Origin of the sequence: Pseudomonas weihenstephanensis (assembly GCF_001043055.1) — a bacterium.
Lineage (GTDB): Bacteria > Pseudomonadota > Gammaproteobacteria > Pseudomonadales > Pseudomonadaceae > Aquipseudomonas > Aquipseudomonas weihenstephanensis.
In genome coordinates this window covers 320,044-336,476 of the sequence record NZ_JYLF01000003.1, presented here as the reverse complement: position 1 = coordinate 336,476, position 16,433 = coordinate 320,044, and the positions used below count along the sequence as shown (strand labels likewise).

Here is a 16,433-nt window from a genome sequence, read left to right as displayed (position 1 = left end):
GACGCACCCTAATGAGCGATTCCATTCACACCCCGCACACACCCGGCGCTGATCACGATCACGATCATGATCACGGCGCACAGCATGAGCATGCTGCGCATGCCCACAGTTGCTGCTCGGCCGCTCAAGCCCCGAGCGTGATCACACTTGACGTAACCCCTACCGCGGGCGCCCGGTTGAGCCGCTTTCGGATCGAAGCGATGGACTGCCCAACCGAGCAAACCCTGATCCAGAACAAACTGGGCAAGCTGGCGGGCGTGCAGCAGCTGGAATTCAACCTGATCAACCGCGTACTCGGCGTGACCCACGATTTGGCGTCTACCGACCCGATAGTCGCGGCTATCAAGTCCCTTGGCATGCAGGCCGAGCCGTTGGAGTCGGGCAGCGAGACCGCGCCTGCGCCCACCGTGCAAAAGCATTGGTGGCCATTGGCTGTATCCGGTGTGGCCGCGTTGGCGGCCGAAGTGCTGCACTTCACCGATGCCGCGCCGACCTGGGTGATTGCTCTGGTGGCGCTGGTGTCGATTTTCAGTGGCGGCCTTGGCACCTACAAAAAGGGCTGGATCGCCCTGAAAAACCGCAACCTGAACATCAACGCCCTGATGAGCATCGCTGTGACGGGCGCCATCCTCATCGGTCAATGGCCCGAGGCCGCGATGGTGATGTTCCTGTTCACCGTGGCCGAGTTGATCGAAGCCAAATCCCTGGACCGTGCGCGCAACGCCATCGGCGGCCTGATGCAAATGGCCCCGGACAAAGCCACCGTGCAACAGGCGGACGGCAGTTGGCGGGAGCAGGACGTCAAAGACATCGCGCTTGAGGCCATCGTGCGCGTGCGGCCCGGCGAACGCATCGGGCTGGACGGTGAGGTGATCTCGGGCAGTTCAACCATCGATCAGGCGCCGATCACTGGCGAAAGCCTGCCGATTGAAAAAACCGTGGGCGATAAGGTGTTTGCCGGCACCATCAATCAGGCGGGGTCTTTGGAGTATCGCGTCACCGCGGCGGCGAATAACTCGACGCTGGCGCGCATCATCCATGCTGTGGAGCAGGCCCAGGGCGCCCGTGCGCCGACCCAACGGTTCGTCGACAGCTTCGCCAAAATCTACACCCCGGTGGTGTTTGTGCTGGCGTTGGCCGTGGCCGTCATCCCGCCGCTGTTCATGGGCGAGCTGTGGTTTGACTGGATCTACCGCGCCTTGGTGCTGCTGGTCGTGGCGTGCCCGTGTGCGCTGGTGATTTCGACCCCGGTGACGATCGTCAGCGGGCTGGCGGCAGCGGCGCGCAAAGGCATTTTGGTCAAAGGCGGGGTCTACCTCGAAAGCGGCCATAAACTCGATTACCTGGCACTGGATAAAACCGGGACCATTACCCACGGCAAACCGGTGCAAACCGATTACCTGCCGCTCGACCCCCAGCTTGCTGACAGCGCCGCACTGCTGGCGGCCAGCCTGGCTTCGCGCTCCGATCACCCGGTGTCACTGGCGGTGGCCAATGCGGCTGTGGATAAAAAGCGGGTCTTGAGCGCTGTGGATAACTTCACCGCACTGGCCGGTCGCGGCGTGCGCGGTGAAATCGACGGCACGCTCTACCACTTGGGTAACCACCGCCTGGTTGAGGAGCTGGGCCTGTGTTCACCTGAACTGGAAGCCAAACTCTTCGCGCTCGAAGAGCAGGGCAAAAGCGTGATCCTGCTGTGCAACGACGCCCGGCCAATGGCGCTGTTTGCCGTGGCCGACACCGTTAAAGCCTCAAGCCGCGAAGCCATTGCCGAGTTGCATGCGCTGGGGATCAAAACCCTGATGCTGACCGGCGATAACCCGCACACCGCCAAGGCCATCGCGGCCCAAGTGGGTATCGACGAAGCGCAGGGCAACTTGCTGCCTGAGGACAAACTCAAGGCGATAGAAGCGCTCTACGCCCAAGGCCATCATGTCGGCATGGTGGGCGACGGCATTAATGATGCGCCTGCGCTGGCGCGTGCCGAGATCGGGTTTGCAATGGCCGCAGCGGGCACCGATACCGCGATTGAAACCGCCGATGTCGCACTGATGGACGATGATCTGCGCAAAATTCCGGCATTCATCCGCCTGTCACGTCAGACCTCCAGCATCCTCAAACAGAACATTGCCTTGGCATTGGTCATCAAAGGCATCTTCCTTGCGGTAACCTTCCTCGGTTTGGCCACCATGTGGATGGCCGTGTTTGCCGACATGGGCGTGAGCCTGTTGGTGGTGTTCAACGGGTTACGCCTGTTGCGCAAATAGATCAAGAGAGGCCGTTGTGCTGAGTGCCGAGCTGAAAGCGTTTTACCGGGTGGCCCAATTGGGCAGCATTACTCAGGCTGCGAAAAAGCTCGGGCTTAGCCAGCCGACCGTGACCACGCAGGTGCGCCAGCTTGAAAGCCAATACGCGGTGGAGTTGTTCTACCGCGGCGGGCGGCGGTTAACCCTGACCGACGACGGTGTGCGCTTGATGCCGATGGTCAAGGCGCTGTTGCAGCAAGAAGCCGACATCGAGTTCTTTTTGCGTAACAGCGGCCAGGGTGCGGGCGCATTGCGTATCGCGGCCACCGCGCCGTATTACATCCTCGACCTGGTCAAAGCTTTTCGCGAGCGTTTGCCGAACATCGACGTGTCGGTGGACATTGGCAACTCGCAGCAAGTGCTGGAGGCGCTGGAGGAATACCGCGTCGACATCGCAGCGTCCTCACAATTACTTGAAGACCCGCGCCTGATTCGCCGGGTGCTGGGCAGTGATCCGCTGGTGCTGGCCGTGCACCGCAATCACCCGCTGGCCACACTCGATCATGTGCCGCTTACGGCGCTGGCCGGGCATTGCCTGTTGATGCGTGAAGAAGGCTCGACCACCCGCCGACTGACGGAACAATTGCTCGCCACGGCCGGTATTGGATTTGGCCCGCTGCTGGAAATCGGCAGCCGCGAGTCGATTCGTGAGGCCGTGCTGCGCAACATTGGCATCAGCATCATTGCGCGTCAGGAAGTGCCGCACGATCCGCAGTTGCGGGTACTGACGCTGGAGAATGCGCCGGTAATCCACGAGTATCTGTACTGCCTCAAGGAGCGAAAAACGGCACGTTTGCCGGCGGCGTTTCTGGGGCTGGCGCAGGAAATGGCGGGGTGCTGAAAAGCCCCTCAGCCTGACCCTCGCCCAAAGGGAGAGGGTTACGGTGAGAGGCTTTTGATCTAGCGAGCCGTGCGTATACCTTCAGCCAATGCCGCGCACAGACTCAACACCCCGTCCAGGGCCTGTTCAGGCGTCGCTGCATTTTCGATTTTGTCGATCAGGGCCGAACCCACCACCACGCCATCGGCCAAGCGCGCAATGGCTGCGGCCTGTTCCGGGGTGCGAATGCCGAACCCTACGCTGATGGGCAGGTCCGTATGGCGACGCAGACGCTCAATGGCTTCGCGCACTTGATCGGTGGTGGCCGACCCCGCGCCCGTCACACCCGCGACCGACACGTAATACACAAAACCCGAGCTGCCCGTCAGCACTTTGGGCAAGCGTGCATCGTCGGTGGTCGGGGTGGTCAGGCGAATGAAGTCCAGCCCCGCGGCTTGTGCCGGGTCGCACAGCTCGCTGTTGTGCTCGGGCGGCATGTCGACCACGATCATGCCGTCGACACCTGACGCTTTGGCCTCGGCAATGAATTTGGCCACGCCGTAATGGTGGATCGGGTTGAAATAGCCCATTAGCACCAGCGGTGTGTCGCTGTTGCCTTCACGGAACTCGCGCACCATTTGCAGGGTTTTGGCCAGGTTTTGTTTGCCTCCCAGCGCGCGAATGTTGGCCAGCTGGATTGCCGGGCCATCCGCCATCGGGTCAGTGAACGGCATGCCCAGCTCGATCACATCGGCACCCGCTGCGGGCAGGCCCTTGAGGATGGCCAGGGAGGTGGCGTAATCCGGGTCGCCCGCCGTGACAAAGGTCACCAACGCAGCACGGTTTTGTTCTTTGAGTTCAGCAAAGCGGGTGTGCAGGCGGCTCATCAGTGTTTCTCCTGCTGGGACTGTTCGACGTGATGCATCACGGTTTGCATATCTTTGTCGCCTCGGCCCGACAGGTTGACCACCATCAAGTGATCCGCTGGCAGGGTCGGCGCGCGCTTGAACACTTCGGCCAGTGCGTGGGCGCTTTCGAGCGCCGGGATAATGCCTTCAAGACGGCAGCATTTGTGGAAGGCATCGAGTGCTTCGTTGTCGGTCACCGAGGTGTATTCGACGCGGCCGATGTCGTGCAACCACGCGTGTTCAGGGCCAATGCCGGGGTAATCGAGGCCCGCAGAAATCGAATGCGCGTCGATGATCTGACCGTCGTCGTCCTGCAACAGGAAGGTGCGGTTGCCGTGCAGCACGCCCGGTTCGCCGCCATTGAGGCTGGCCGCGTGCTTGCCGGTCTCGATGCCGTAACCGGCCGCTTCGACGCCGATGATTTCAACGCCGGTGTCATCCAGGAACGGGTGGAACAGGCCCATCGCATTGGAACCGCCACCGATGCACGCCACCAGGCTGTCCGGCAGGCGGCCTTCCTGGGCTTGCATCTGCTCGCGGGTTTCCTTGCCGATCACGGCCTGGAAATCACGCACCATCGCAGGATACGGGTGCGGGCCTGCCACTGTACCGATCAGGTAGAAGGTGTTGTCGACGTTGGTCACCCAATCTCGCAGCGCTTCATTCATCGCGTCCTTGAGCGTGCCGGTGCCGGCCACGACCGGGATCACTTCAGCGCCCAGCAGCTTCATGCGGAACACGTTGGCTTGCTGGCGCTCGATGTCCGTGGTGCCCATGTAGATCACGCATTGCAGGCCGAAACGCGCGGCAACGGTGGCGGTGGCTACACCGTGCATGCCCGCGCCAGTCTCGGCGATGATGCGCTTTTTGCCCATGCGCCGCGCCAGCAGGATCTGCCCGATGCAGTTGTTGATTTTGTGCGCGCCGGTATGGTTCAGCTCTTCGCGCTTGAGGTAGATTTTTGCACCGCCGCAGAACTCGGTCAGGCGCTCGGCAAAGTACAGCGGGCTTGGGCGGCCCACGTAGTCGCGCTGAAAGTACGCCAGCTCTTTGATGAATTGGGGGTCGGTTTTGGCCAGCTCGTATTCGCGATCCAGATCGAGGATCAACGGCATCAGGGTTTCGGCCACGTAACGGCCGCCGAATGAGCCGAACAGGCCATTGGCATCCGGGCCGTTACGCAGGTTGGATTGAGTCATGGGACGCTCCAGCTGAAAAGGTACGAAGGTCGATGGACCTGACTTTACCCGCGACAGCCCCGGATGAAAACCGATAAGATCGCCGCAACCTGTCAGGAAAACTCACATATCCCATGAGCCGCGATCTCCCCCCCTTGAACGCCTTGCGCGCCTTTGAGGCCGCTGCCCGCCTGAGCAGCGTCAGCCAGGCGGCCGAGCAATTGAGCGTCACCCACGGCGCCGTCAGTCGGCAGCTAAAAGTCCTTGAAGAGCATCTGGGCGTGAGCTTGTTCGTCAAAGAAGGCCGCGGCCTGAAGCTCACAGAGGCGGGTGTGCGCTTGCGCGATGCCAGCAGCGAAGCGTTTGATCGTTTGCGCAACGTATGCACTGAACTCACGCAAAGCCATATCGACGCGCCGTTTGTTCTGGGGTGCTCAGGGAGTTTGCTGGCACGCTGGTTTATCCCGCGCCTGGGCCGTTTGAATGCAGACCTGCCGGATCTGCGCCTGCACTTGTCGGCGGGCGAAGGTGATCTTGACCCGCGTAAACCCGGGCTGGATGCGTTGCTGGTGTTTGCCGAGCCACCGTGGCCAGCCGATATGCACGTGTACGCGTTGGGCAGCGAACGTATCGGGCCGGTGCTTAGCCCACGCTTGGGCCGTTATCAACAGTTGTGTCACGCCCCGGCCAGCGCCCTGCTGGGCGAGCTTTTATTGCACACCACGTCACGGCCACAGGCATGGCCAAGCTGGGCGCAGCAGCATGGGCTCGACGCGAAAGCGTTGAACTATGGGCAGGGGTTTGAGCACTTGTACTACTTGCTAGAAGCGGCGGTGGCGGGATTGGGTGTGGCGATCGCCCCTGAACCGTTGGTGGCCGAAGACCTCAAGGCAGGGCGCCTAGTTGCGCCGTGGGGCTTTAAGCAAACCCCGGCGCAACTGGCGTTATGGCTGCCCAAGCGCGCCGCAGATGGGCGTGCCCGACAACTGGCGCAGTGGCTCAAGGCTGAGCTTGCGCGTGACGCGGATTAATTACCGCGTTTGCACATCAAAAACGCGGCCAACAGGCCCAGTGCACCGATGGCAACACCGGCAGTGGCATACGGATGCTCTTGAGCGTATTCGCGGGTGGCTATGGCCGTTTCGCGGGTTTTGTCCTTCACTTCCTCGAAGGTTTCGCTGAGCAGGTGACGCGAATGTTTCAGCGCGTTTTCGGCATTGCCTTTCAGGGCCTTGAGGGTCTTTTTAGACTCGTCCGAGGCGTCGTCCTTGAGGCTTTCCAGAGACTTAAGCAGGCTCTCGATCTCAGCTTCCATGCTTTGCAATGAGGCTTTACGTAAAGAATTGCTAGCCATTAGGGCTCTCCTGCATTGATGAGTGACTGTGTGTGTTAAGTCCGACTGCGCCGTTTTCAGAAAGTGCAGTAAACCTGAACTTTTCCTTTCACGGCGCTTCCCAAGTATTGAGCAGATTCGCTGCTAGGCTTTGACCTACGACAAAAGGAGAACGTTATGTCTGACCATCACACCTACAAGAAAATCGAACTGGTAGGCTCGTCCCCGAGCAGCATAGAAGACGCCATCAGTAATGCACTGGCCGAGGCCAACAAAAGCATCAAGCACCTGGAATGGTTCGAAGTGCTCGATACGCGCGGGCATATCAAGGACGGCAAAGTGGCGCACTATCAAGTGACCCTCAAGGTGGGATTCCGGATCGCCAGCAGCTGAGTCACGCCATCCTTTTGAACTTAAAGGCTGGCCGTTTGCCATAAACTCCGCTACACCGTCTGGGTGCGACGCTGTGCAAGCGCGGCGCACCCTATTTGTTTTGAACAGGGGATGTGACGGATGAAGAAGATTTTAGTGGCTGTCAGCTTGATGACGCTGGCAAGTACAGCCTTTGCCGCGAAAGACTGTGGCGAGCTGAAAAACGAAATCGCTGCCGAGCTTGACGCCAAAGGCGTTGCACACTATTCGCTGGAGATCGTCGACAAAGGCGCATCGGCCGACGGCAAAGTGGTCGGCACCTGCGGTGGCAACACCAAAGAGATCGTTTACAAGCGCGGTTAACCCAACGCGTACAAAAAAGCCGACGCTGAGCGTCGGCTTTTTTACACCTGTGAATTTACTTCGACAGGGTTTTAACGCCTTCTGGCGTGCCCAGCAGCAGTAAATCGGCAGGTCGCGCGGCGAACAAGCCGTTGGTGACCACACCGACGATGGCGTTGATTTGACGCTCCAGCTCCACCGGGTTGGTGATTTGCATGTTGAACACATCAATGATGATGTTGCCGTTGTCGGTGATCACACCTTCGCGGTACACCGGATCGCCGCCCAGCTTGACCAGCTCGCGGGCCACGTGACTGCGGGCCATCGGGATCACTTCGACTGGCAGCGGGAAGGCGCCCAGCACCGGCACCAGCTTGCTGGCGTCGGCGATGCAGATAAAGGTTTTGGCGACTGCGGCCACGATTTTCTCGCGGGTCAAGGCTGCACCACCGCCCTTGATCAGGTTGAGGTTTTCGTCGCTTTCGTCGGCGCCGTCTACATAGAACTCCAGGTCGCTGACGGTGTTGAGCTCATACACAGGAATGCCGTGACCCTTGAGGCGGGCGGCGGTGGCTTCGGAACTGGCAACGGCGCCGTCAAACGCGCCCTTGTGCTGGGCCAGTGCGTCGATGAAGCAGTTGGCCGTGGAGCCGGTGCCAACCCCCACGATGCTCTTGTCATCCAGCTTGGGAAGGATGAAATCGACCGCCGCTTGGGCGACGGCCTGTTTGAGTTGATCCTGGGTCATTGCGGGCTCCGGGGCGGGAAGGAAAACAGAAGGCCGGCATTATACGGGCAAGTGCCCGGCTGTGTGGTGCAACCCTTTGCCCTCACCCCAACCCTCTCCCTTTGGGAGAGGGGGCTTTTATAAACCTTCCATTTCGTATGGTCGCCCGTGTAAACGCTGGGGTAGACTCCCGGGTCCCTGCCAACTCGCACAGTGACGCTTTCCGATGCTCGAACAGTACGTTAAGAAGATCCTCACCTCGCGCGTTTATGACGTTGCCGTTGAAACGCCCCTGCAAGCTGCTAACCAGTTGACCGAGCGGTTGGGCAATCAGATTTTGCTGAAACGTGAAGATCTGCAACCGGTGTACTCGTTCAAGATTCGTGGCGCTTACAACAAACTCATGCACCTGACAGATGCCGAGCGCGCCTGTGGCGTGGTCACGGCATCGGCCGGTAACCATGCGCAAGGCCTGGCGCTGGCCGCCAAGGTGTTGGGGGTCAAAGCCGTCATCGTCATGCCTAAAACCACACCCGAGATCAAAATCGAAGGCGTGCGCTCGCGTGGCGGCATTGTGGTGCTGCACGGTGATTCTTTCCCTGAAGCGCTGGCGTATTCGCTGCAACTGGTTGAGCAAAAAGGCTACGTCTACGTTCACCCCTACGATGACCCGCACACCATTGCCGGGCAGGGCACCGTGGCAATGGAAATTCTGCGTCAGCACCCGGCACCACTGGACGCGATTTTTGTGCCCGTCGGGGGTGGCGGACTGATCGCAGGTATTGCGGCGTATGTGAAATACCTGCGCCCGGACATCAAAATCATTGGTGTCGAGCCAGATGACTCCAACTGCCTGCAAGCCGCGATGGCCGCAGGAGAGCGTGTCGTGCTGCCAACCGTGGGGATTTTTGCGGACGGCGTGGCCGTTGGGCAGATCGGCCAGCACACGTTCGACATCTGCAAAGACTACGTCGACGAAGTGATCACCGTCAGCACTGACGAGATCTGCGCAGCGATCAAGGACATCTTCGACGATACCCGCTCAATCACCGAACCTGCTGGGGCGTTGGGCGTGGCGGGGATCAAAAAATACGTCGAACAGCGCGGTGTTCGCGGCCAGACTCTGGTAGCCATCGACTCGGGCGCCAACGTCAACTTCGACCGTTTGCGCCATGTAGCCGAGCGGGCTGAGTTGGGTGAAGGTCGCGAAGCCATCATCGCCGTGACCATTCCTGAAGAAGCGGGCAGCTTCAAAGCGTTCTGCCAGGCGATCGGCAAGCGCCAGATCACCGAATTTAACTACCGCTACCACACCGGCAGCGAAGCGCACATTTTTGTCGGTGTGCAAACGCACCCGGTCAACGATCCGCGCAGTGCCTTGCTGGCGAGCCTTAAAGAGCAAGGCTTCCCGGTGGTCGACCTGACCGACAACGAGCTGGCCAAGTTGCACATTCGGCACATGGTGGGCGGGCACGCGGCCAAGGTCAGTGATGAGTTGTTGTTCCGTTTCGAATTCCCGGAGCGTCCGGGGGCGCTGTTCAACTTCCTCAACAAACTGGGCGGGCGCTGGAACATCTCGATGTTTCATTACCGCAACCACGGCGCTGCCGACGGCCGGGTGATGGCCGGGCTGCAAGTGCCTGCCGATGAGCGTCATTTGGTGCCTGCGGCGTTGGCCGATATCGGTTACCCCTACTGGGATGAAAGTGATAATCCGGCCTATCAGCTGTTTCTTGGCTAAGAGCCGCTACGCTGATTGAACTGCTCAAGGAATCAATGACATGGAAACCTTCACCGCGTTGAAGTTGCTGCATGGCGTGTCGACACTGCTGTTGTTTGTCAGCGCCATCGCTTTGTTGGTGGTGGTGATACGCCGCTGGCGTGCCGGGGACAAAGACCTGTCGGGTGGCGCCGTGCGTCGCCCGTGGGGGTTTGTCTGGGCGCTGATGGGACTTTGCCTGCTGGCCTTGCCGGTGAGTGGCTGGTGGTTGGTGCACCTGGCGGGCTGGCCGCTGAGTCAACTGTGGTTGTTGGCGGGCAGTTGCCTGTATGGGCTGGGCGCGTTGAGCTGGTTATGGCTGGTGGTACGGCTTAACCGCTTGCGCTTGGGCCGGGTGGCCAAACATCCACGCTTTACGCTGGGGCTGGCGATTTTTTGTGCCGTTTGCTTTATCGCCATTGCGGGGTTGATGGGCGCCAAGCCGGTTTAAGGCTTGCCCTCACCCCAGCCCTCTCCCGCAGGAGAGGGCGTTTGATCTGTGGCGTTACGCACATCTGCTTTTGCTTTTAGTCCCCTCTCCCGAAGGGAGAGGGCTAGGGTGAGGGGCTTTTGCTTTTAGGCGCGTAACGAGATGACCGGCCAGCCGCGCTTGAGGGCTTCAGCCCGCAGGTTCTCATCGGGGTCAACCGCCACTGGATGCGTGACTTGCTCCAGCAACGGCAGGTCATTCATCGAGTCACTGTAGAAGTAGCTGTCTTGCAGGCTATAGCCGTTTTCTTGCATCCAGCGATTCAACCGTGTGACTTTGCCTTCGCGAAAGCACGGCACGTCGGTGCTGCGCCCGGTATAGCGGCCGTCGACGATTTCGCATTCGGTGGCGATCAAATGTTCCACGCCCAGTTTTTGTGCAATCGGGGCCGTGACCACGCGGTTGGTGGCGGTGATGATCACCAGCGTGTCGCCAGCTTTGCGGTGTTGGGCCAGCAGGGCCAAGGCCTTCGGCAGCATCAATGGCTCAATGCAGTCGCGCATGAATTCGCGGTGCCATTGATCCAGTTGCGCCATGTCATGGCGGCCAAAAATTTCCATGCTGAAATTCAGGTAGGCGGCATTGTCGAGCTTGCCCGCCAGGTAATCCTGATAGAACGCGTCGTTACGCGCCTTGTACGCGTCGCCGTCCAGAATGCCGCGCTGGCACAGGTAGTCGCCCCACGCGTGGTCACTGTCGCCGCCTAAAAGGGTGTTGTCCAAGTCAAATAAAGCCAGACGCATTGCAATTACCCGCTGAGCTGTCGTTGAAGGCCCACCACAATACGGTCTTTTAATAAGAGTGCACATAAGGCAGGAAGGCGCGTTGCTGCTTTCACAACCTTTGTGGAACAATGCGGCGACATGCGTTTGCGAGGTTGTTGCCGTGATCGACCCCGATGGTTTCCGTCCTAATGTCGGGATTATTCTGACAAATGATGCTGGTCAGGTACTTTGGGCTCGCCGAATCAATCAAGACGCGTGGCAGTTTCCCCAGGGCGGTATCAACCCTGATGAGACGCCGGAAGACGCCTTGTACCGTGAGCTGAACGAAGAAGTTGGCCTTGAACGCGAAGATGTAGAAATTCTTGCCTGTACGCGAGGCTGGTTGCGTTATCGTTTGCCGCAACGTTTGGTCCGTACCCACAGCCAGCCGCTGTGCATCGGCCAAAAACAGAAGTGGTTTTTGCTGCGCCTGATCTCTAACGAGCAGCGGGTGCGGATGGATTTGACCGGTAAACCGGAGTTCGATGGCTGGCGTTGGGTCAGTTATTGGTACCCGTTGGGCCAGGTGGTGACATTCAAGCGCGAGGTCTACCGTCGCGCTCTCAAAGAGCTTGCCCCGCGCCTTTTAACGCGCGCCTGACACGGAGTTCGACCCCGAGCCATGCTCAATACGCTGCGCAAGATCGTCCAGGAAGTTAACTCCGCCAAGGATCTCAAGGCGGCGTTGGGGATTATTGTGTTGCGCGTCAAAGAGGCCATGGGCAGTCAGGTCTGCTCGGTCTATTTGCTTGATCCAGAGACCAACCGTTTCGTGCTGATGGCCACCGAGGGCTTGAACAAGCGCTCGATCGGCAAGGTCAGCATGGCGCCCAACGAAGGCCTGGTCGGCCTGGTGGGCACCCGTGAAGAACCTCTGAACCTCGAAAACGCCGCCGATCACCCGCGCTATCGCTACTTCGCCGAAACCGGGGAAGAACGTTATGCCTCCTTCCTCGGCGCGCCGATCATCCACCACCGCCGTGTGGTGGGTGTACTGGTGATCCAGCAAAAGGAACGCCGCCAGTTCGATGAAGGCGAAGAAGCCTTTCTGGTGACGATGAGCGCGCAACTGGCGGGCGTTATTGCCCACGCCGAAGCCACCGGGTCGATTCGTGGCCTTGGGCGCCAGGGCAAGGGCATTCAGGAAGCCAAGTTTGTCGGGGTTCCGGGGTCGCCCGGTGCTGCGGTCGGCACAGCGGTGGTCATGTTGCCTCCAGCTGACCTCGATGTGGTGCCCGACAAAACCATTACCGACATTCCTGCTGAAATCGCCCTGTTCAAGACCGCCCTTGAAGGCGTGCGCAATGACATGCGCGCCGTGTCGAAAAAACTTGCCACGCAACTGCGCCCGGAAGAACAGGCGCTGTTTGACGTGTACCTGATGATGCTCGATGACGCATCGCTGGGCAGCGAAGTCAAAAATGTGATCAAGACCGGCCAATGGGCACAGGGCGCTCTGCGCCAGGTGGTGACGGATCACGTCAACCGTTTTGAATTGATGGACGACGACTACCTGCGCGAGCGGGCGTCGGATGTGCGTGATCTGGGGCGGCGCCTGCTGGCCTATTTGCAGCATGATCGCAAGCAAACCATGGTCTACCCCGACCACACGATTCTGGTCAGCGAAGAACTGACCGCGACCATGCTCGGCGAAGTGCCTGAGGGCAAGTTGGCCGGTCTGGTCTCGGTATTGGGCTCGGGTAACTCCCACGTAGCGATTCTGGCCCGGGCGATGGGCATCCCGACGGTCATGGGCCTGGTCGACCTGCCGTACTCGAAGGTTGACGGCATTCAGATGATCGTCGACGGCTATCACGGCGAGGTGTACACCAACCCCAGTGATCTGCTGCGCAAGCAATACGCCGAAGTCGTTGAAGAAGAGCGCCAGCTGTCTCAGGGCCTCGACGCCCTGCGCGAGCTGCCGTGCATCACCCCCGACGGGCATCGCATGCCGCTGTGGGTCAACACCGGCTTGCTCGCGGATGTGGCGCGCGCGCAACAGCGCGGCGCAGAAGGCGTGGGTCTGTACCGCACCGAAGTGCCGTTCATGATCAACCAGCGCTTTCCGAGCGAAAAGGAGCAGCTGGCGATTTATCGCGAGCAACTCGCCGCCTTCCATCCGCAACCGGTGACCATGCGCAGCCTGGACATTGGCGGCGACAAGTCACTGTCGTATTTCCCGATCAAAGAAGACAACCCGTTCCTGGGCTGGCGCGGGATTCGCGTCACCCTCGACCACCCCGAAATCTTTCTGGTTCAGGCCCGGGCCATGCTCAAGGCCAGCGAAGGCCTGAACAACCTGCGTATTTTGCTGCCGATGATCTCCGGCACCCACGAACTCGAAGAAGCCCTGCACCTGCTGCACCGTGCCTGGGGCGAAGTGCGCGATGAAGGCACGGACGTACCGATGCCGCCGATTGGCGTGATGATCGAGATTCCGGCAGCGGTGTATCAAACCAAAGAGCTGGCGCGTCAGGTCGACTTCCTGTCCGTAGGTTCCAACGACTTGACCCAGTATTTGCTGGCGGTGGACCGCAACAACCCGCGCGTTGCCGATTTGTACGACTACTTGCACCCCGCCGTACTGCAAGCATTGCAGTCAGTGGTCCGCGACGCCCATGCCGAAGGCAAACCTGCGAGTATCTGCGGCGAAATGGCGGGCGATCCGGCGGCGGCGATCCTGTTGATGGCCATGGGTTTTGACAGCCTGTCGATGAACGCCACCAACCTGCCGAAAGTGAAATGGATGCTGCGTCAGGTCAGCCTGAGCCGCGCCAAGGAACTGCTGGCAGAAGTGATGACCATCGACAACCCGCAGGTCATCCGCAGCACCGTGCAATTGGCGCTGAAAAACATGGGGCTGACCCGCATGATGAACCCGGCGGCGATCAAACCGTATTAAAAGCCCCTCACCCTCACCCTCGGGGAGAGGGTGAGGGTGAGGGTGAGGGCTGATCCAGGCAAACCTCGCCCAAACGCCCACCACCAGGCCCAAAGCTGCGCTCCACCATGACCCTTGAACCGTCAGCTTTGACGATCAATGCCGTGCTGGCGCGCGTTCCATACGTGGCGCTGGCAATAAACACACTCGACAACAAATGCTCTGTGGCCAACCCCACGCCGGTATCAGGCAGCTCACTGACCTGCGCAGTGTCCCGATTCTCAAGCAATTTGAGTAAGGCGTAGGGCTGCGGGTCACTCAACACCTGATGCAGCTCGGCTTTGGCTTTAATCAACTTCGGCCAGGGACTATCAAGGCCTGCGTTAGATAAGCCGTAGACCCCGGCGCTCAAAGGTACTGGCGCCGTTTCATGGGAGTTGAAATGCCACAGTTCATCACGCGTGCCTAACAACAAGTTAAAGCCTGCATAATCCAGCGAACGTTGCCCAACGTCTTTAAAGTAGTCGCCCAATGTTTGGCTTCCGCTCAAAAAAAACTCCACCAATTCGCCCCGCGAACGGCGCGAAGCAGGCTTGTGCGGCTCCCGAATATTGGTCAGCGCCGCAAAACGGCCATCAGCGCCAATCCCCAGCCACGTACCACCCGCCTCGAGATCGCGCCCGGCATACACCTGCGGCGCTTCGGCCCACTGGGCCAGCGGTTGGGTGGGGCGTGCATAAAACTCATCACGGTTGGCCGCTACCACCAGCGGCTGTGCATGGCCGGGGCGCCAGGCAAACACAATCAAGCACATGGGCAGTCCTTAATGTTTTTTTAACCCCACTACTTATAGATTGCCCCGGCGCCTCGCGCCATGTGTGGAGCCTAAGCCGTTGCTCCGTTACCATGCGGATCAAATTGGGGGGGGGCGTCATGGAATTTCTGCTCTATCTGGTGCTGGGAGGCTTCGCAGGGGTTTTGGCCGGGCTGTTTGGGGTCGGTGGCGGGATTATCATCGTCCCGGTGCTGGTGTTCAGTTTCACCTTGCAGGGGTTCAACCCGCAGGTGCTGACTCACCTGGCCGTGGGCACGTCCCTGGCGACGATCATCTTTACCTCGATCAACTCGATCCGTGAACACAACCGCAAAGGCGCGGTGCGCTGGCCGCTGTTTGTGTGGATGGCGCTGGGTATTTTGATCGGCGCGGGCATTGGTGCACTCACAGCCGAAGCAATCGCCGGGCCCCATTTGCAAAAGATCATTGGCGTGTTTGCCTTGGTCATTGCCGCGCAAATGGCCCTGGAGCTTAAACCCAAGGCCAGCCGAACGGTCCCGGGCAAAGTCGGTCTGACCCTGGCCGGTACGGTGATTGGCTGGGCCTCGGCGATTTTCGGGGTGGGCGGTGGCTCCTTGACCGTGCCGTTCCTGAGCTGGCGCAGTGTGCCGATGCAGCAAGCGGTCGCCACTTCGGCGGCGTGCGGGTTGCCGATTGCGTTGGTGGGTGCATTAAGTTTCATGATCATTGGCTGGCACAACCCCGACCTGCCCGCGCATAGTCTGGGGTTTGTGTACTTGCCGGCGTTGCTGGGGGGTTGCCCTGACCAGCATGTTTTTCGCCCGTTTCGGTGCGCGTTTGGCCCATAAGCTTTCGCCGCGTCTGCTGAAACGGCTGTTTGCCGCACTGTTGTTCTGTGTCGGTGTGAGTTTCCTGATCTAACAAGGAGTCGCAATGCTGCCTTACCCGCAGATTGACCCGGTGGCATTGGCCATCGGCCCGCTGAAAATCCATTGGTACGGCTTGATGTACCTGATCGGCATTGGCGCCGCCTGGCTGATCCTGTCGCGCCGCCTCAACCGCTTCGACCCGACCTGGACCAAAGAGAAACTCTCTGACCTGGTGTTTTGGGTGGCGATGGGCGTGATTGTCGGCGGTCGCTTGGGCTACGTGCTGTTCTACGACCTGAGCGCTTACATCGCCAACCCGCTGCTGATTTTTGAAGTATGGAAAGGCGGCATGGCGTTCCACGGCGGGCTGATTGGCGTGATGCTGGCCACCTGGTGGTTTGGCAAGCGCAACAACAAATCGTTCTTCCAGATCATGGACTTCATTGCCCCGGTGGTGCCGATTGGTCTGGGGGCCGGGCGCATCGGTAACTTCATCAATGCCGAGTTGTGGGGCAAGGCCAGCGACGTGCCGTGGGCGATGATTTTCCCCACCGACCCGCAGCAACTGGCGCGTCATCCGTCGCAGCTTTACCAGTTTGCCCTCGAAGGTGTGGCACTCTTCCTGATTCTTTGGCTGTACTCGCGCAAACCGCGCCCGACCATGGCCGTTTCCGGCATGTTCGCCCTGTTCTACGGCATCTTCCGGTTCATCGTTGAGTTCGTCCGCGTGCCGGATGCTCAGCTAGGCTATCTGGCGTTCGGCTGGGTGACGATGGGGCAAATCCTATGCATCCCGATGATTGTCGGGGGTTTGCTGTTGATCTGGTGGGCTTACCACCGCGACTCGGCGACCCAGAAAACAGCGCAATAAATTCGAATCGCAGGGCT

General features: G+C 59.9%; 16 protein-coding genes and 1 pseudogene. 11 read left to right on the top strand and 6 right to left on the bottom strand.

Translation table 11 applies throughout. The features are described from left to right. Nucleotides 1–11: 11 nt before the first annotated feature. Together TU86_RS09140 and TU86_RS09135 are read left to right on the top strand one after the other, a co-directional pair. Nucleotides 12–2,267, top strand: a complete 2,256-nt coding sequence (locus TU86_RS09140) for a heavy metal translocating P-type ATPase (RefSeq protein WP_048363973.1) — start codon at nucleotides 12–14, stop codon at nucleotides 2,265–2,267. A gap of 16 nt (nucleotides 2,268–2,283) precedes the next feature. Next, the gene (locus TU86_RS09135; protein WP_048363972.1) at nucleotides 2,284–3,147 is read left to right on the top strand and encodes a LysR family transcriptional regulator; all 864 of its coding nucleotides are present in this window, start codon (nucleotides 2,284–2,286) and stop codon (nucleotides 3,145–3,147) included. Nucleotides 3,148–3,206: 59 nt separating this feature from the next. Here TU86_RS09135 and trpA read toward each other — a convergent pair whose 3' ends face one another. Then, nucleotides 3,207–4,013 (bottom strand): tryptophan synthase subunit alpha, encoded by an 807-nt coding sequence (gene trpA, locus TU86_RS09130; protein WP_048363971.1) that lies wholly within the window; start codon nucleotides 4,011–4,013, stop codon nucleotides 3,207–3,209. Continuing rightward, a complete protein-coding gene (gene trpB, locus TU86_RS09125) occupies nucleotides 4,013–5,233 on the bottom strand; it encodes a tryptophan synthase subunit beta (protein ID WP_048363970.1) in 1,221 nt (406 codons plus the stop codon). Before trpB ends, trpA begins: the two co-directional genes overlap by 1 nt. 113 nt (nucleotides 5,234–5,346) lie before the next feature. Here trpB and TU86_RS09120 point away from each other — a divergent pair, with 113 nt between their 5' ends. Then, a complete protein-coding gene (locus TU86_RS09120) occupies nucleotides 5,347–6,243 on the top strand; it encodes a LysR family transcriptional regulator (protein WP_048363969.1) in 897 nt (298 codons plus the stop codon). Here TU86_RS09120 and TU86_RS09115 read toward each other — a convergent pair. Continuing rightward, nucleotides 6,240–6,566, bottom strand: a complete 327-nt coding sequence (locus tag TU86_RS09115) for an ElaB/YgaM/YqjD family protein (protein WP_048363968.1) — start codon at nucleotides 6,564–6,566, stop codon at nucleotides 6,240–6,242. The two genes, TU86_RS09120 and TU86_RS09115, sit on opposite strands and share 4 nt — an antisense overlap. Nucleotides 6,567–6,722: 156 nt before the next feature. Between TU86_RS09115 and TU86_RS09110 the strand changes: the two genes are divergently transcribed. Both TU86_RS09110 and TU86_RS09105 read left to right on the top strand, forming a co-directional pair. After that, nucleotides 6,723–6,938, top strand: a complete 216-nt coding sequence (locus tag TU86_RS09110; protein ID WP_048363967.1) for a dodecin — start codon at nucleotides 6,723–6,725, stop codon at nucleotides 6,936–6,938. Nucleotides 6,939–7,058: 120 nt separating this feature from the next. Continuing rightward, nucleotides 7,059–7,280, top strand: a complete 222-nt coding sequence (locus TU86_RS09105; protein ID WP_048363966.1) for a DUF1161 domain-containing protein — start codon at nucleotides 7,059–7,061, stop codon at nucleotides 7,278–7,280. A gap of 55 nt (nucleotides 7,281–7,335) precedes the next feature. Here the strand turns inward: TU86_RS09105 and rpiA are convergent, their stop codons facing one another. Next, on the bottom strand, nucleotides 7,336–8,007 hold the full coding sequence (gene rpiA, locus TU86_RS09100; protein WP_048363965.1) for a ribose-5-phosphate isomerase RpiA: 672 nt from the start codon (nucleotides 8,005–8,007) through the stop codon (nucleotides 7,336–7,338). A gap of 205 nt (nucleotides 8,008–8,212) precedes the next feature. Here rpiA and ilvA point away from each other — a divergent pair, with 205 nt between their 5' ends. Beyond that, complete coding sequence (gene ilvA / locus TU86_RS09095) at nucleotides 8,213–9,727, top strand: threonine ammonia-lyase, biosynthetic (protein ID WP_048363964.1); 1,515 nt, start codon at nucleotides 8,213–8,215, stop codon at nucleotides 9,725–9,727. A gap of 40 nt (nucleotides 9,728–9,767) precedes the next feature. Beyond that, a complete protein-coding gene (locus TU86_RS09090; RefSeq protein ID WP_048363963.1) occupies nucleotides 9,768–10,196 on the top strand; it encodes a DUF2269 family protein in 429 nt (142 codons plus the stop codon). Between the two features lie 125 nt (nucleotides 10,197–10,321). On the opposite strand, the gene TU86_RS09085 is transcribed toward TU86_RS09090, so the two are convergent. Next, on the bottom strand, nucleotides 10,322–10,978 hold the full coding sequence (locus tag TU86_RS09085) for a histidinol-phosphatase (RefSeq protein WP_048363962.1): 657 nt from the start codon (nucleotides 10,976–10,978) through the stop codon (nucleotides 10,322–10,324). Nucleotides 10,979–11,120: 142 nt separating this feature from the next. Here TU86_RS09085 and TU86_RS09080 point away from each other — a divergent pair, with 142 nt between their 5' ends. Together TU86_RS09080 and ptsP are read left to right on the top strand one after the other, a co-directional pair. Then, nucleotides 11,121–11,600: an RNA pyrophosphohydrolase gene (locus tag TU86_RS09080; protein ID WP_047278492.1), complete on the top strand. Its 480-nt coding sequence runs from the start codon at nucleotides 11,121–11,123 to the stop codon at nucleotides 11,598–11,600. A 21-nt stretch (nucleotides 11,601–11,621) separates the two neighbouring features. Then, complete coding sequence (ptsP, locus tag TU86_RS09075) at nucleotides 11,622–13,901, top strand: phosphoenolpyruvate--protein phosphotransferase (RefSeq protein ID WP_048363961.1); 2,280 nt, start codon at nucleotides 11,622–11,624, stop codon at nucleotides 13,899–13,901. Nucleotides 13,902–13,914: 13 nt separating this feature from the next. Here ptsP and TU86_RS09070 read toward each other — a convergent pair whose 3' ends face one another. After that, nucleotides 13,915–14,694 carry an NRDE family protein gene (locus tag TU86_RS09070; RefSeq protein ID WP_048363960.1) on the bottom strand — a complete coding sequence of 260 codons (780 nt, stop codon included), beginning with the start codon at nucleotides 14,692–14,694 and terminating at the stop codon, nucleotides 13,915–13,917. A gap of 119 nt (nucleotides 14,695–14,813) precedes the next feature. Here TU86_RS09070 and TU86_RS09065 point away from each other — a divergent pair. Continuing rightward, nucleotides 14,814–15,597 (top strand): annotated as a pseudogene (locus TU86_RS09065) (sulfite exporter TauE/SafE family protein). Between the two features lie 12 nt (nucleotides 15,598–15,609). Continuing rightward, the gene (lgt, locus tag TU86_RS09060; RefSeq protein WP_048363959.1) at nucleotides 15,610–16,416 is read left to right on the top strand and encodes a prolipoprotein diacylglyceryl transferase; all 807 of its coding nucleotides are present in this window, start codon (nucleotides 15,610–15,612) and stop codon (nucleotides 16,414–16,416) included. Nucleotides 16,417–16,433 lie beyond the last annotated feature (17 nt).

Bases quoted from the DNA above. Each gene is read 5' to 3' on its own strand.
- TU86_RS09140 (WP_048363973.1), top strand. From the start codon at position 12: ATGAGCGATTCCATTCACACCCCGCACACACCCGGCGCTGATCACGAT.
- trpA (WP_048363971.1), bottom strand. From the start codon at position 4,013: ATGAGCCGCCTGCACACCCGCTTTGCTGAACTCAAAGAACAAAACCGT.
- trpB (WP_048363970.1), bottom strand. From the start codon at position 5,233: ATGACTCAATCCAACCTGCGTAACGGCCCGGATGCCAATGGCCTGTTC.
- TU86_RS09120 (WP_048363969.1), top strand. From the start codon at position 5,347: ATGAGCCGCGATCTCCCCCCCTTGAACGCCTTGCGCGCCTTTGAGGCC.
- TU86_RS09115 (WP_048363968.1), bottom strand. From the start codon at position 6,566: ATGGCTAGCAATTCTTTACGTAAAGCCTCATTGCAAAGCATGGAAGCT.
- TU86_RS09110 (WP_048363967.1), top strand. From the start codon at position 6,723: ATGTCTGACCATCACACCTACAAGAAAATCGAACTGGTAGGCTCGTCC.
- TU86_RS09105 (WP_048363966.1), top strand. From the start codon at position 7,059: ATGAAGAAGATTTTAGTGGCTGTCAGCTTGATGACGCTGGCAAGTACA.
- rpiA (WP_048363965.1), bottom strand. From the start codon at position 8,007: ATGACCCAGGATCAACTCAAACAGGCCGTCGCCCAAGCGGCGGTCGAT.
- ilvA (WP_048363964.1), top strand. From the start codon at position 8,213: ATGCTCGAACAGTACGTTAAGAAGATCCTCACCTCGCGCGTTTATGAC.
- TU86_RS09090 (WP_048363963.1), top strand. From the start codon at position 9,768: ATGGAAACCTTCACCGCGTTGAAGTTGCTGCATGGCGTGTCGACACTG.
- TU86_RS09085 (WP_048363962.1), bottom strand. From the start codon at position 10,978: ATGCGTCTGGCTTTATTTGACTTGGACAACACCCTTTTAGGCGGCGAC.
- ptsP (WP_048363961.1), top strand. From the start codon at position 11,622: ATGCTCAATACGCTGCGCAAGATCGTCCAGGAAGTTAACTCCGCCAAG.
- TU86_RS09070 (WP_048363960.1), bottom strand. From the start codon at position 14,694: ATGTGCTTGATTGTGTTTGCCTGGCGCCCCGGCCATGCACAGCCGCTG.
- lgt (WP_048363959.1), top strand. From the start codon at position 15,610: ATGCTGCCTTACCCGCAGATTGACCCGGTGGCATTGGCCATCGGCCCG.